General features: G+C 61.7%; 14 protein-coding genes and 2 tRNA genes. 7 read left to right on the forward strand and 9 right to left on the reverse strand.

The genetic code is table 11. The annotated features are described in order from the left end of the window. Positions 1-48: 48 nt before the first annotated feature. Positions 49-1,071: an aldo/keto reductase gene (locus tag NKH21_RS14560; protein ID WP_352865701.1), complete on the reverse strand. Its 1,023-nt coding sequence runs from the start codon at positions 1,069-1,071 to the stop codon at positions 49-51. 184 nt (positions 1,072-1,255) lie between these two features. Between NKH21_RS14560 and hxlB the strand changes: the two genes are divergently transcribed. Together hxlB and NKH21_RS14570 are read left to right on the forward strand one after the other, a co-directional pair. Then, complete coding sequence (hxlB, locus tag NKH21_RS14565; protein WP_352865704.1) at positions 1,256-1,822, forward strand: 6-phospho-3-hexuloisomerase; 567 nt, start codon at positions 1,256-1,258, stop codon at positions 1,820-1,822. A gap of 5 nt (positions 1,823-1,827) precedes the next feature. Further along, a complete protein-coding gene (locus NKH21_RS14570) occupies positions 1,828-2,571 on the forward strand; it encodes a creatininase family protein (protein ID WP_352662668.1) in 744 nt (247 codons plus the stop codon). A gap of 60 nt (positions 2,572-2,631) precedes the next feature. Here the strand turns inward: NKH21_RS14570 and NKH21_RS14575 are convergent, their stop codons facing one another. The 3 genes from NKH21_RS14575 to NKH21_RS14585 form a co-directional block, all read right to left on the reverse strand. Continuing rightward, entirely contained in the window at positions 2,632-3,549 is a 918-nt protein-coding gene (locus NKH21_RS14575; protein ID WP_352865708.1) for a carbohydrate ABC transporter permease, read from the reverse strand. A 26-nt stretch (positions 3,550-3,575) separates the two neighbouring features. After that, entirely contained in the window at positions 3,576-4,697 is a 1,122-nt protein-coding gene (locus tag NKH21_RS14580) for a carbohydrate ABC transporter permease (RefSeq protein ID WP_352865711.1), read from the reverse strand. Positions 4,698-4,783: 86 nt separating this feature from the next. After that, positions 4,784-6,460, reverse strand: a complete 1,677-nt coding sequence (locus tag NKH21_RS14585) for an ABC transporter substrate-binding protein (protein ID WP_352865714.1) — start codon at positions 6,458-6,460, stop codon at positions 4,784-4,786. Positions 6,461-6,754: 294 nt separating this feature from the next. Between NKH21_RS14585 and NKH21_RS14590 the strand changes: the two genes are divergently transcribed. Genes NKH21_RS14590 through rbsK form a run of 3 tightly spaced genes read left to right on the forward strand, consistent with a single transcriptional unit; the run spans position 6,755 to position 9,239 of the window. Beyond that, positions 6,755-7,810, forward strand: coding sequence for an ABC transporter ATP-binding protein (locus NKH21_RS14590; RefSeq protein ID WP_352865909.1), 1,056 nt, complete (start codon positions 6,755-6,757; stop codon positions 7,808-7,810). 30 nt (positions 7,811-7,840) lie between these two features. After that, positions 7,841-8,293, forward strand: a complete 453-nt coding sequence (locus NKH21_RS14595) for an RbsD/FucU family protein (protein WP_352865717.1) — start codon at positions 7,841-7,843, stop codon at positions 8,291-8,293. A 4-nt stretch (positions 8,294-8,297) separates the two neighbouring features. Next, positions 8,298-9,239 (forward strand): ribokinase, encoded by a 942-nt coding sequence (gene rbsK, locus NKH21_RS14600; protein WP_352865720.1) that lies wholly within the window; start codon positions 8,298-8,300, stop codon positions 9,237-9,239. Between the two features lie 91 nt (positions 9,240-9,330). Here the strand turns inward: rbsK and NKH21_RS14605 are convergent. Next, positions 9,331-9,407, reverse strand: a tRNA-Asp gene (locus tag NKH21_RS14605). Positions 9,408-9,624: 217 nt separating this feature from the next. Here NKH21_RS14605 and NKH21_RS14610 point away from each other — a divergent pair. Both NKH21_RS14610 and NKH21_RS14615 read left to right on the forward strand, forming a co-directional pair. After that, a tRNA-Val gene (locus NKH21_RS14610) sits at positions 9,625-9,700 on the forward strand. Between the two features lie 735 nt (positions 9,701-10,435). Further along, positions 10,436-10,753, forward strand: a complete 318-nt coding sequence (locus tag NKH21_RS14615; RefSeq protein WP_352662653.1) for a hypothetical protein — start codon at positions 10,436-10,438, stop codon at positions 10,751-10,753. A 215-nt stretch (positions 10,754-10,968) separates the two neighbouring features. Here NKH21_RS14615 and NKH21_RS14620 read toward each other — a convergent pair whose 3' ends face one another. From NKH21_RS14620 to NKH21_RS14635, 4 genes are all read right to left on the reverse strand, one after another. Beyond that, a complete protein-coding gene (locus tag NKH21_RS14620; RefSeq protein WP_352865722.1) occupies positions 10,969-11,517 on the reverse strand; it encodes a GNAT family N-acetyltransferase in 549 nt (182 codons plus the stop codon). After that, on the reverse strand, positions 11,514-12,299 hold the full coding sequence (locus tag NKH21_RS14625; RefSeq protein WP_352865724.1) for an SDR family oxidoreductase: 786 nt from the start codon (positions 12,297-12,299) through the stop codon (positions 11,514-11,516). The genes NKH21_RS14620 and NKH21_RS14625 overlap by 4 nt, the downstream gene beginning before the upstream one ends. After that, positions 12,296-13,291, reverse strand: a complete 996-nt coding sequence (locus tag NKH21_RS14630; protein WP_352865726.1) for an ABC transporter permease — start codon at positions 13,289-13,291, stop codon at positions 12,296-12,298. The genes NKH21_RS14625 and NKH21_RS14630 overlap by 4 nt, the downstream gene beginning before the upstream one ends. A gap of 162 nt (positions 13,292-13,453) precedes the next feature. After that, positions 13,454-14,494, reverse strand: coding sequence for a sugar ABC transporter substrate-binding protein (locus NKH21_RS14635; RefSeq protein WP_352865729.1), 1,041 nt, complete (start codon positions 14,492-14,494; stop codon positions 13,454-13,456). Positions 14,495-14,510: the final 16 nt, after the last annotated feature.

A 14,510-nucleotide genomic window follows, 5' to 3' on the forward strand; every position in this document is an offset into this window, starting at 1 on the left:
AAGAAAAGCCGGCATATCCGGTTTTTCTTTTCTGTTGGAAAAGGCGGCCTATACCGTTGGCGCGTCAGTGCGCATCAAGCCTTCCTTCTTGAGATCGGCCCACAGCGCCGATGGCAGCTTCGCGTCGAGCAGCGAGCGATTGCTTTCGACTTCGCCCGGCCGCTGGCCGCCGGGGATTACCGAGACAACGGAAGGATGCAGCAGCGGGAACTGCAGCGCCGCCTCGATCAGGCGCACGCCGTGGCGCTTGCAGACGGCCTCGATGCGGGTGACGCGGTCGATGATGTCCTGCGGCGCCTCCGAATAGTTGTAGTAGGCGCCGGGCTTCGGCCCGGTTGCCAGGATGCCGGAATTGTAAGGCCCGCCGAGAACGATGCCGATGCCGCGTTGCTGGCATAGCGGCAGGAAAGACTGCAGCGCTTCCTGCTCCAGCAGCGTGTAACGCCCGGCAAGCAGGAACAGATCGAAATCGCCGCGCTCGGCCAGCGTCTGGGCAACCTGCCACTCGTTGATGCCGCCGCCGAATGCCTTGATCACGCCCTGATCGCGCAATGCCAGCAATCCGTAGTAGCCGGAGCTCATGAATTCCTGGATGCGCTGGTCCGAGGCTTCCTTGCTGCCATGGGTGAAGATGTCGACATCGTGCACGAAGAGGATGTCGATGCGGTCGACGCCGAGCCGTTCCAGCGAGGCTTCGAAGGAGCGCATGACGCCGTCATAGCTATAGTCGTAGACCTCGCGGCGCGATGGGGTGTCGAAGAACTTGCCGATGCCGGTGCGCTGTTCCGGCGGGCAGGCGCGCATGATGCGCCCGACTTTGCTGGACAGCAGGTAGTCGTCGCGCTTCTTCGAACGCAGGAACGGATTGAGCCGCGTTTCGGCAAGGCCCAGCCCATAGAGCGGCGCGGTGTCGAAGTAGCGGCAGCCGACCCGCCATGCCGCCTCCAGGGTGGCATTGGCATCCGCATCGGAAACGGCGCGGTAGAGATTGCCGAGCGGCGCGGTGCCGAAGCCGAGCTCGGTGAAGGTGATGCCGCCATTGCCAATGCGGTCGAAATGCCGTGTCTTCATATGCTGTCGTTTCCTCATTTGCGATTTGCCGTGACACTATCACGGCTGTGGCGCATCAAAAGCACTGCGTATCGTTGGACACCGATTTTCGCGGTGATAGCATGAATGAAAACAAGCCGTTCGGGGCAGATGTGACTGAGATATTCAAGTGGTTCTACAGCACCTGCAAGCTGGTGCAAATGTCATGACGGACGTCGGCGAAAACCTGTTTGGGATTGCGCTGAACGAGCTTGGCACCGTGCTGGAGCGTATCGACGCAAGCCGCATCGACGCGGCTTGCGCCATCCTGGCCGGTGCGAAAAAGATCGTCACCTATGGCTGCGGCCGCGAGGCGCTGCAGGTCCAGGGTTTTGCCATGCGGCTCTACCATCTCGGTCTGCCGGTGTTCGTCGTCGGCGACATGACCACGCCGCCGCTGGGCGCTGGCGATGTCTTCCTCTGCAGTTCCGGCCCGGGCGAGACCTCGACCGTGCTGACCTTGATGCAGGTCGCACGCGATGCCGGTGCAGCCGTCCTGCTGCTCACCGCGCAAGCCGACAGCACTGCCGCGAAGCTGGCCGACTTCACACTGCTTATTCCTGCTCAGACCATGGCCGACGACCAGGGTCCCGAAAAGACATCCGTCCTGCCGATGGGCTCGGTTTTCGAAGGCGCGCTGTTCGTCCTCTTCGAAGTGATGGTGCTGAAGCTCAGGGATCTGACCGGCGTCTCGCCGGAAGCGATGCGCGCCCGCCACACCAATATGGAGTAGGTGTCATGCGCTACGAATTGATGCTGCCGCACCAGATCCGCAAGGCGATCGCCGAGAACCGGCCGGTCGTGTTGCCGCTCGGTGTGCTCGAATATCATGGCGAGCACATGGCCGTCGGAATGGACACGCTGGCGGTGGTCAAGAGCCTGGAACTGTTCGAAAAAGAAGCCGAGATCGTCATTCTGCCGCCCTTCTATTACGGCGCGGCGAGCTATGCGGTGGCGGCGCCGGAAGGTAGTGGTTCGGTGCAGGTCGGCGGCAATGTGCTGGCGCCATTTGCGGAAGAATTGTTCTATAGCCTGCTGCGCATCGGCTTCCGCAACATCCATGCCATCATTCACCACCAGACCGAAAATTTTGCCGCCGGCATGCCAACCGATCTCGCCTTCAAGGCCGCCGGCCGGCAGGCGATCTTCCGCTTCCTGGAGAAAGAACGCGGCGAAGGCTGGTGGGGCTCTGCGGCGATGGCCGACTATTATGCCGAGCACGCCGAGGGCAGCAATTTCTTCAACTGGGTGCAGGTGCATCCGCTGATGCCGGCTTCAATGCACAGCCAGTACCCGTTCGACCATGCCGGCACCGGCGAGACGTCGCTGATGCTGGCGTTGTGCCCGGAAGCGGTGGATGCCGGCCGCTTCGCCGACAACACCGGCTGGTACACGGCAAGTGCGCCCGAAGCCTCGGCGGAATTGGGGCAAAAAGGGGTTGCCATGATCCTCGAGCATTTGCGGGCAACACTTTCGGGTTAGCGCGGTTTTCCCTTCTCCCCTTGTTGTGCCTTGTTGTGGGAGAAGGGAAGGCTGGCGCAATTACTTCACCGCGCCCGCAGTCATGCCCATGATCAGGTAACGCTCGAGCGCGATGCCGATGACGGCGAGCGGTGTGATGGCGGCGGTGGCAAGCGCTGCCATCGACCACCAGTTGATGCCTTGTGAGCCGGTCTGGCTCGCCACCATGACAGGAATGGTCTTGGCGTCGGTCGAGGTCAGAAGCGCGGCGAAGAAATACTCGTTCCAGCACAGCACCATCGCCAGGATGAAGGCGGCGACCATGCCCGGCAGCGCGATCGGCATGACGATGCGGAAGAACGCGCCCCAGATCGACAGGCCGTCGACGAGGGCTGCTTCCTCAAGCTCGACGGGAATGGAATTGAACTGGTCGCGCATGATCCAGATGACGATCGGCAGCACCATCAGCGTATAGAGCAGGATCAGCCCGACGCGCGTGTCGAGCATGCCGACTTCCCGGTAAAGCACGAGAAAGGGCAGCGCCAACACGACCGGCGGCAGGATCAGCTGCGACAGGAAGAAGAACGAGATGTCCTCGTTCTTGAACCAGGCGAAATGGTAGCGATAGCGGGTAAGTCCGTAGGCGGCGAGGCTGCCGATGACGATGGCGAGGCTCGATGCGCCGACCGAGGTGATCACCGAATTCATGAAGCGCTTGAGGAATTCCTCGCGCACCGTCGAGGTCTGGAAGATCGAGTCCGGTGAAAGGCCGAGCGAGCGCCAGCCTTTCCAATCCGGCTGGAAATCGACGAACGGGATCAAATGACCTTGAGTGACATCGACCGCGGTCTTGAACGAGGTGGTTATCGTCCAATAGATCGGGAACAGGCAGATGAATGCCCAGAAGGCGAGCGCGCCGTAGATGAAGACGCGACTGGCGACGAAGCTCGCCGGCGAGCGGATCTCCGAGGCGACATATTCGGTGGTCTGGACGCTCATCTTGTTTCAATTCACCCGATCTTGCTTCAATTGACATTGCGCACGAAGCGGTTGGCAAATTTCAACAGCCACGTGACGAACACAACGATGATGACCAGATAGGCCATCGCCAGCATAGTGCCGTAGCCGACATTCGAGCGGTCGCGATACTCGCGATAGATGAAGCTCGACACGGAATCTGTCGCACCGCCCGGACCGCCGGACGTCACCGTGATGATGATGTCGGCAAGCTTCAGCTTGAAGATGATGCGCAGGATCACCGCCGTCACCGACACCGGCAGCATCAGCGGGAAAGTGACCTGCCAGAAGGTCTGCCAGGCGTTGGCGCCGTCGACCCGCGCGGCTTCGAGCACCTCGCGCGACATCGCCTGCAGCCCGGCCAGCAGCATGATCATCATGAACGGGATGAAGGTCCACGCGTCGAGCACCATGATCGAGATGCGGGCAGTGATCGGGTTGGAGAAGAAGGCCGGGTTTTCCCAGCCGAGATGCCGCGCCAGCGTCGCGGCCGGTCCGAAGCGGTACTCCATCAGCGATTTGCCGATCATCCACGACACCGCGACGGGTGACAGCATCAAGGGCAAGAGGAAGACAACGCGGAAGAATTTTCGCGCCCGGATCTGCGCGTTGAGCAACAACGCCAAGCCAAAGGCAATGATATATTCGACCGACACCGCCAGCACATAGAGCGCCATGTTGAACAGCGCGTTGCGGTAGTAGGGATCGCCCAGCATCTGCCAGAAATTGGCGAGCCCGTTGAACGTGCGGCCGCTGAAGGAACTGAGGTTCCAGTCGGTGAGCGCGATGTAGACACCGAACAGGGTCGGGAAGATCACCATGGCGATGGTGAACAGCAGCGCCGGCAGCAGGAACAGGGCACGCTGGCCGTCCTCGCCGCGCGTCAGCACCTGGCCGGCGCCAATCGCCAGGCCCCACAGAACATAGGCATAGACGACGGGCCGCCAGGTCTCGAAGCCGATGGTGTCGGCTTCGGTCTTGTACAGGATCTCCAGCGCGATTACCGCCAGCAAGCCAAGCGTCGCAACGGCCATCAGCCCCCAGCCGAGCCGTTTGCGGCGAGGGGAAATCAGATCGGAAGGGACGGCATCCGCCGGCCACGGGTTTACGGTCGAAGTCTGGTCAGCCACAAATTTCGCCCGTTTGAAGGCTCATCGAGGAGCCGGAGCTGTCTGGTGTGGGCCGGCGTTGCCGCCGGACCACGGTTTCACATAGCCTACATGCCGAGCGAGGCCTTGTAGAGCTTGATCTGGTTGTCGCGGCCGATCTGGTCGGTCAGCTTCTCCCAGGCCGCCGCAATGGCATCGGCGCCTTCCTGTGCCTTCATCTTGCCGGCGAAGGTGTTGGCCAAAATATCCTCGGCGGCGCTGTAGTATTGGAAGATGCCGGGGATGCGTGGCTCGATCGCCGCGTTCGGATGGTTGTAGCTGTCGGATTCCGACTTGAGGTACGAGGTGATGAACGCCTCGTCGTAGCCGGCCGCCACCCACTCCGGAATATCGAAATGGCTGTTGCGGTAAGGCTGGAAGCCCGACGGATACGCCGCGCACCACAGTGACAGGTCCTTGCCGCCGAGATGGGCGGCGGCGGACCAGGCTGCCTTCTTCTTCTTCTCGTCGCTGTCGACGCGGGCCATGACATAGACGCCCCAGCCGAGATAGGCGCAGTTTGGCGCATAGTTCGGGCCGCTGGCGAGCTTGTCCCACTTGCCGGTCTTGGAATTATAGACATCGTCCGAGCCCGGCAGGATCGAGAAGCCTGTGACGTCGCCGACGACCGAGGAGTCGTTAGTCTTCGCATTCGAGCCAGCGTCTCCCCACCAAGCCAGCATCGAACCAGTGCCGCCCAGGAATTGGGAGAAACAGGTCTGGTTCGGGTCGGCATTGATTTGATCCTGCGGTTCGAAGGGCAGCGCGTCGATCACGTCCTGGATCGCCCGCACCCAAGCCGGGTTGTTGACGCGCGGCTTCATCGTATCGGCGTCGAACAGCCATGCCTTGTCATCAGGGTGCTTAGCATAAGCACTGGCACGGCTGCCGAGGAAGTAGAAGCCGAATCCACCCCATGCCTTGGGCGCGTCGAGGTAGCCGTAGACGTCCTGGCCCTTCATCTGCTTGCCCTTGAGGAACTTGGTCACGGCCTGCACCTGCTGCCAGGTCTTCGGCACGCCCCATTCCGTCAGGCCTACCTTGTCGCCGCTATCGGCTTTCCAGGCTGCTGCCAGATCAGAGTCGGAGAACACGTCGGTGCGGTAGTTGAAGTTGTGCGCGTCTCCGTCGACGGTCACGCGATACTGCTTGCCGTTCCAGGTGCCGACCGGCGGCTTCAGATAGGCCACCAGATCGTCCATATCGATCTGCTTCCTTACCCAGTCGGGCATCTCGGAAGTGAGGCCCTTGCCGCAGACATCGCCTTCGAAAGGAGCGCCCATCTCGACGATATCAAAGTCGATTGTGTTCGTGGCGATAGCCTGCTGCAGGCGCGGATTGTAGTCCGCCTGTGCAAGGTCGATCCAGTTGATCTTGGCGCCGGTATAGGCCTCCCACGGCTTCAGGAAGCCGCGGAAAAGCACATTGTGCAGGTTCTGGTTGTTGAGGCCCATGAAGGAGAGCTCGACGCCGGCGAATTCGTCTTCCTTAACGTTGGCCTTGGTGGCTTCGAGGCAAAGCTCGCCGACCTTCTGGAAGTCGGCATCGGTCGGCTGACCTTTGCCGACGCCAGGGATCTGCAGGATCTTGGTGCGCAGCTCGCTGGCAGCCGAAGCCGGCCGCGTCAGTGCGCCGAGGCCGGCGCCGGATGCCGCGGCGATCGCGGCCATGCTGGCCGCCCCCTTCAGCACGTCGCGGCGGGTGGCCCCGGCGCGGACAAGTTGGTTATAAAGGCTGATTTTCATCTCGTTCCTCCCAGAAGGTCAATTGTGAATAGGTTCAGATGGTGGAGCGCCGATTATGTTCCCCAACGACAGCGACTCCCGTAAATAGCGGCCCGAATTCTCCCTCCCGCGACGCTTGGCATTCAGTGCCGGACAAGCGTACCGGTGCGCCCGGAACAGGGTCATAAGCCGGGCAGTTGTCACTATTCGCACAACGAAGTGCGGTGTCAACGTGAATGGGTTTTTCATCTATAAGAGACTGACTTGCCCTCGCCGTTTGCGTTGTTTAGCTTCACGGCAAATGAAGGGGGAATGATGGCTCAAGTCGCGATCCGCAATGTGGCCAAGGCGTTCGGAACCGTCAAGGTTCTGCACGATGTCAGCGTCGACATCGCCGACGGGCAGTTCGTGGTGCTGGTCGGGCCTTCCGGCTGCGGCAAGTCCACGCTGCTGAGGATGGTGGCCGGGCTGGAAACCGTTTCCGGCGGCACCATCGCCATCGGCGAGCGCGTCGTCAACCATCTGCCGCCGGCCAAGCGCGACATCGCCATGGTGTTCCAGAACTACGCGCTCTATCCGCACAAGACGGTCGAGCAGAACATGGCCTTTGCTCTCAAGCTGCGCAAAACCGACCCGGCGGTGGTCACTGAGCGGGTCAAGCGCGCCGCCGACATCCTCGACCTCAACCCCTACCTCAAGCGCTATCCGCGCCAGCTTTCCGGCGGCCAGCGTCAGCGTGTCGCCATGGGCCGCGCCATCGTGCGCAACCCGCAGGTGTTCCTCTTCGACGAGCCGCTCTCCAATCTCGACGCCAAGCTGCGTGTCCAGATGCGCACCGAGATCAAGGAACTGCACCAACGACTGAAGACCACCACCATCTACGTCACCCACGACCAGATCGAGGCCATGACTATGGCCGACAAGATCGTGGTGATGCGCGACGGTCGCATCGAACAGGTCGGCGCGCCGCTGGAATTGTTCGACCGGCCGACCAACCTGTTTGTCGCTGGCTTCATCGGCTCGCCCTCGATGAACCTGCTCAAGGGCGTCGTGCGCAAGGGCGACAAGCCCGTCGTCGAGATCGCCGGGACGCCGTTCCCGATTGCGGCGACTGCCGTCGAGGATGGCCGTAATGTCGTCTACGGCGTGCGGCCCGAGCATCTCGAAATCCATCCCGATGGTGTTCCGGCGAAGATTTCGGTGGTCGAGCCGACCGGTTCCGAGACTTTGGTGTTCCTGCGCTTCGGCGAGGGCGAGATGGTGGCGCTGTTCCGTGAGCGCCACGACTTCAAGCCGGGCGACACACTGCACCTGAAACCGCGGCTCGACCAGGTTCATCTCTTCGACGCAGAGACCGGCAAACGTCTCTGATTCGCCCCAGCAAACTTCGCGAGGAATGCCATGCTCAAAGGAATCAATCCGCTGCTCAATGCCGATGTGCTGCAGGCGCTGCGGGCGATGGGCCACGGTGACGATCTGATTATCGCCGACACCAATTTCCCGTCCGATTCGGTGGCGCGCCAGACTGTGCTTGGCCGGCTGCTGCGCATCGATGCGTCGGCGGCCGACGTGGTCAAGGCGGTGCTTTCGCTCTATCCGCTGGACACCTTCGTCGACGACGCGGCCGCGCGCATGGAGATCGTCGGCAAGCCGGACGAAATCCCTGCCGTGCAGCAGGAAGTGCAAAAAGAGATCGGTGCCGCCGAGGGCAAGGCCTGGCCGATGATCTCGGTCGAGCGCTACGCCTTCTACGAACGCGCCAAGAAGGCCTATTGCGTCATCCAGACCGGCGAGCGCCGCTTCTATGGCTGTTTTGCCTTCCGCAAGGGCGTCGTGCCACCGGATGCGGAGTAGCGGCATGCCGGGAAGACCGATCGTCATGAAGCCTATTGTCATATTGGGCGTCTTCGTCGCCGACACCGCCTACCGCGCCGCCCGCCAGCCGCGGATGGGCGAGACGATCCTGGGCACGTCTTTTACGCTCGGCCCTGGCGGCAAGGGCTCGAACCAGGCGGTGGCGGCCGGCCGGCTCGGCGCCGACATCACCTTCCTGACCCGCCTCGGCGTCGATCCTTTCGCTGAGATGGCGAGGCAGACCTGGTCGCATGCCGGCGTGAAGAGCGCCGTCATCGACACGCCGGAAAGCTACACCGGTGCCGCCTATATCTTCATCGAGGAGACCAGCGGCAACAACGCCATCATCGTCAGCCCCGGCGCGGCCATGCTGATCTCGCCCGCCGATATCGAGGCAAATGCCGGCCTGATCCGCGCGGCCGGCGTCTTCGTCACCCAACTCGAACAGCCGATCGAGGCGGCGCTGCGGGCGCTGGAGGTCGCGCGCGGGGCGGGAGTGTCCACCATCCTGAACCCGGCGCCGGCGGCCAAGCTTCCGGACCGGATCTACACGCTTTGCGACTATGTCACGCCGAACGAGACCGAGGCCGAGGAGTTGACCGGCATCAAGGTGTCCTCCATCGACGATGCCCGCCGTGCTGCCGACAGTTTGCTGGAGAAAGGCGTTGGCGCGGTCATTGTGACGCTTGGCGAAAAAGGTGCGCTGCTGCACACGGCCCATCGTTCCGAACATGTCGCAGCGGTCGCCGCCGGCCCGGTTGTCGAGACCACCGGCGCGGGCGACGCCTTCAATGGCGGCCTGGCTGCGGCGCTGTCGAGGGGGATCGAACCCCTGCAGGCTGTGCGCTTCGCCTGCGCCGTCGCCGGCATCTCGGTGACGCGCCCGGGCACCGCGCCGTCTATGCCGACGCTGCAGGAAGTCGAGGCGTTGCTCGCCAAGGTGTGAGGTCTTGTGGATTACTTCACGAACGACGATGGTTTTGACAAATCAACGTCGACATTTCTCCGACACCAAGGGCCGTGGCCCGAAGGAGAAATGGCGCGAGTGACGGGGCTCGAACCCGCGACCTCCGGCGTGACAGGCCGGCACTCTAACCAACTGAGCTACACCCGCGCATGGACGAGCACGTGTCAGCCGTGTTCGTCGTTGGGGCGGTGGATAAGGGGTAAGCCAGCGGGTGTCAAGCGGACCCGGACAGCATAACAGCAAACAGCAGAAGGTTTTTTGACAAGCCGAACTTTGTTGCCGAAACCCGCCCCCGGCCAAGCCACTGGCCGCTCATTTGGCCTTGCGAAGCCGGTCCTAACTGCTTAAAGGTCCGGCCCGGAGCGGGCGATTAGCTCAGTTGGTAGAGCGCTTCGTTTACACCGAAGATGTCGGCGGTTCGAGCCCGTCATCGCCCACCATTTTCCTCGATGTGTTTATCCAGGCATTGTCTTTTTGCGATGTCCGGTTCACACAGCCTGCACTGTCGGAGATTCGTCCAACTGGCGGTTGGTAGACGCAACTATCTGGCATCCCTTATCATTTTTCCTGATCGCCCACCGTCGAAAAGACGCGGCGGGCTTCTTCGTTGCCCAGGCATTGCTCTTCGCGATAATTTCGGCATGGTTTGGAGGTCGGAGCGTGAAAGAATTCCCTCGGAAGCCCGACGATAACCAAGTAGCACGTGCTCGTCAGGCCACTGAACACGGAACCGCGCTGATTGAGGAACTTCGCTACACGATCGCCATATCGCGCCGGCTGATCGAGGCGTCACATTCACTCCTGAAGAGGTCGCAGAGCCAAGGCAGGCGTCTCGAGAGTGATGGTATCGAGATTGGCTAACAAGCACGTGGTTTGTCGATGCTAACGTCCCTCGTAGAGCACACGGACCCTGGATACTGAGCCGCCCGGCAAACAGGCCAGCGATCAATGCAACCAATGGTTTCGTCTTTGTTGCGGTAACTTCGCTCCCAAACGCTTCACGGTCCGGGGTAGGGCGCATAGGTACTAGGACTTTGGTCTGATCAATCGGTCTTTCCCGTTGGGACCTAAGTCTGATCTGCTGCCTCCTTAGGTGGCAAACGATTGCCGAAAGCTAAAACTTGCAGTAATTCTAGAGATCACAAACAAAAACTAAACCTTACTTGCGTATGGGCATGGGCGGGAGCGAAAATATTCCTGGATGGCTTACGAGTCATCTTCCGAATGATCCTGTGATCGCAGGAGATCTCGCGGATAAGATATCGAAGGAGGCTGAAAAAATACAGCTTCCAGGCGAACGGGTTTTGACAACCCGGAGCGAAGAAGACACCTTTAAGAAGGAAAAAGTTGAACCGTATCGCCGCGCCACGGTTGCGGGAATCTTTGCCAGGGGGTCATTCCTAGCGTTATTGGTGCTAACCATTTATCTGCTTTATGTGTTCTCCATCGTGGCCGGGGAAACGGTCGCGGATGTTCCTCTGCCCCCACACTGAACTGTTAGACGCTCCGCCAAGACTCCGATTGGCCCGCACCGTGTTGATGTTGCGATCCTTTGATGTCCGTGGATGTCGTGTGCGGCTTGTGCGATTGCCCGCCGCGGCTCAGCCTGCAGCTTCCGCCGTATTCGCAAGCCGTTTTCCGACGTAGACGCATTGCTTCGCTGGTTCCGGATCCTGCAGCACCTCGAAGCCGATTGCCTTGTAGAACTTCAACGCATCATTATTCTCCGGCATGACTTCGAGGTGGACGCCGGTCGAGCCGCTCGCGGCAAGGCGCTTTCGAGGAAGGCCATCGCGCGCCTGCCGATGCCTTTCCCGCGCGCCTGCGGCAACAGGTCGATATGACCATGCGACGGATAGGCCGCCAGCGCAGGCGGAACAGCGAAATCGGGATGATGGACCCGGTGCCGCGCCCAATCGCTGCCGCGCCAGCGTGAGCTGTCGGGACCCGGGTCGGCGACGCGCCGCTGCAGGTCCGGATACCAGTCTGACGCCAGGCTGGCATTGAAAGCGGCTGTGTCGGCGGCGCCAAGCAGATAGCCGGCCGCACCTGCGGGACTATCGATAATGAAGGCCAGCTCGGGTTCGAGCACCTGGTAGGGAATGGTGTAGAGCAGGCCGAGCAGTTCCGGGTCGCCCTCGCGGCTGCTGGCGTCCTTGCCGGCATCGCCGGTCTTAAGACAGATCATTGCAAGTGCTGGATGATCGGCGGCGGTCGCCCGGCGCAGGAAGAAACCGCCGCCGAAATCGAGGATCATGGCGGCAGCAGCCGGAAGTCCTTGCCCTCGGGCAGAAGCTGCCCGCCATCGACGATGATGGTCGTGCCGGTGATGTAACTGGCATCGTCAGAGGCCAGGAACAGGAAGGCATTGGCCACGTCGCGAGGGCTGCCGAGACGGCCGAGTGGGATGGCGTCTTCCATGTTCTTGATGAAGGCCGCACCGCGGTGCTGCTCTATGCCTTCGGTGAGGATGTTGCCGGGCTCGACGCCGTTGACTGTAATGCCGTAGCCCGAGAATTCGAGCGCAGCCGAACGGATCAGCCCATTGATGCCGGCCTTGGTCGCAGAATAATGGCCGTGGCCGGGGCTGGTGACATGCGGGCCGGTGATCGAGGAGGTGAATAGCATGCGGCCAAAATGCTGTGCCTTCATCGGCACCAGCGCGGCGCGAGCAGCGATGAAGCTGCCGCGCAAATTTACCGCCATGACCCGGTCCCAGTCGTCGGGACTGGTGTTTTCCAGCAATTGCCAGGGATAGATGCCGGCATTCTGCACCATGATGTCGAGCCGGCCGTGACGGTCGAGCGCCAGTGCGACGGCGGCTTCCGCATCGGCCATCTGCGAGATGTCGGTGCGAATGAAGTGGGCGCCGACCTCATCTGCCGTTGCGTGTCCGGCTTCGGTCTCGGTATCGGCCAGCACCAGCTTCGCGCCTTCCTCGGCAAAGCGCTGCGCGATCGCCTTGCCAATGCCGCGGGCAGCACCGATGACCAGCGCCACCTTGCCAAAAAGTCTCCCGGTTTGCGGTAGGCTGCTCATGCGAGCCTCTGGCGGATGGTTTGCTTGAATGCGTCAAGCAGCACGGCGGCGAGCACAAGCAGGCCGTGGATCACTTGGGTGAAGTTGGCCGGCAGGCCCATCAAATTGATCGCCGTGTTGATGGCCGAGAGCAGCAGCACGCCGGCATAGACGCCGGGCAAGGTGCCGACGCCGCCTTTCAGGCTGACGCCGCCGATGACGACTGCGGCGAAAGCATTGAACAACAGGCCGACGCCGAGATTGGCGGTTGCGCCGGAGGTGCGGATCGCCAGCAGCCAACCGGCAAGGCCGGCGATGGTGCCGGCGAGAACGAAGGCTATGACCAGATTGCGGTTGACGCGGATGCCGGCGCGAAAGGTCGCCGTCTCGTTGCCGCCTATCATGACCAGGTGCCGGCCGAAGGGCGTCTTGGCCATGATCAGCGAAAATACCACGAAACACGCAATGGCGATCCAGGCCGTCAGCGGCAGGCCACCCAGGCGCTGGATGCCGAACCAGCGGATTGCCGGCGCAAGATCCTGTGCGGAGCGGCCTCCCGAAATAACCAGCACGAGGCCGCGCACCCAGATGTAGGACGCCAGCGTGATGATGAAAGCACTCATCCTCACCTTGACGACCAGATAGCCGTTGATGACGCCGATGATGCCGCCGACGGCAAGCGCGATGAGCAGCGAAACCGGAACCATGAGCCATTGCGGCTGCAACTGGATGCCAAGGCCGATGCCCGACGAGCAGAACAGGATGCCGACCGCCATGGCGCTGAGCGCCGCCACCGATTCGACCGACAGGTCCATGTGACCGGCGATGATGACCAGCGCCAGGCCGATCGACATCACGCCGAGCACGCTCGACGCCTCGATGATGTTGGCGAAGATGCCGAGCTGAAAATAGTTCGGGATGAGGATGGAAAAGACCACCAGCACGAAGACCAGCATGAACCAGACGAGATTGTCGAGGATGAACTCGAGGGTTTGGCGCGTGCGGGGGTTCATCTCAGGATCCGGTTGGCGCCGACCGCGAAAAACCACTCGGTTTTCGGAAAGATCAGGCGCGGTTGAAAATTGCTGCAACGTTCCCGTGCGCGTCCGTTCGAACGCACCAGGGCTGCAGGGCTGGCTCCGGGCCTGTGTGGCCCGGAGCTTCTGGCGAGTTCGCTATTCGACCGGCTTTATGGTTTCGGTCGGCGGCTTCATGTTGCCCCAGAAGGCCGGGTTATCGACATTTTCCTTGGTGATCGCAGCGCCGGGGATCTTGATGTTCGGGCCCCACGCTTCCTTGGTCAGGGTCGATTTCAGGCCAAGCACATCATATTCGCCTGGCTTGATCTCCTGCTTGTTGACCACCTTGTCCATGAACATCGCGACCGCCGCGGCCTGGGCGTAGAGCGGCTGCTCGACTTCGACATTGAGCCAGCCCTTGCGGATCAGGTCGAGGCCGACCGGAGCGCCGTTCGAGCTCATCAGCATGACGTCGCCCGGTTTCTTGCCGGCGGCCTCGAGCGAGGCGACGGCAGCGACCGAAAGATGCGCGGCATGGCTGAAGATCAGGTCGATGTCGGGGTTGGCGAGCATCTGGTCGGCAACGATGGTGCCGGCGTTACTGGCCTCCCATTGCATGGCCGGGAGCGAGATGATCTTGACATCCGGGAAGGCCTTCATCTTCTCCTCGAAACCCTTCTGGATGTCGAGCGTGTAGGGGTCGCCCGGATCGCCGAGCACCTGCAGGATCTTGCCCTTCACCGAGCCGTTCTTCGCGGTCAGGAGCTTTTGCGCCTGATCGGCGGCGACGTAGCCGATTTCGACGGTTCCGGCCACCGAGGTGAAGTCGGACGGGGTCGAGGTGATCTGGCGGTCGAACTCGACGACCGGGATGCCGGCGGCACGGGCCGCCTCGACCGACGGTTTCAGCGCATTGAAATCGACGGCGGCAAGAATGATCGCCGCCGGCTTCAGCGCGATGACGTCGTTCATCTGTGATTGCTGCGCGTCGGTCTTGTTGTCGGCGTTCAGCGTCTTCATCTCGTAGCCGACCTGCTTCAGGAACAGTTCCAGCGCGCTCACCGAACCGGTCTGGAACTCATCGAGCAATGTCGGCACCATGTAGTAGACGGTGCCCTTCGACTGAGCGAATGCCGGCGTGAGCGTGGCAAAGGCCAGTGCCAGGATACCGAAGACGGAAAGAAATATTTTCTTCATGTCGTTCGCTCCTCTT

It is taken from the genome of Mesorhizobium sp. M1329 (assembly GCF_040318035.1).
Taxonomy (GTDB): domain Bacteria; phylum Pseudomonadota; class Alphaproteobacteria; order Rhizobiales; family Rhizobiaceae; genus Mesorhizobium.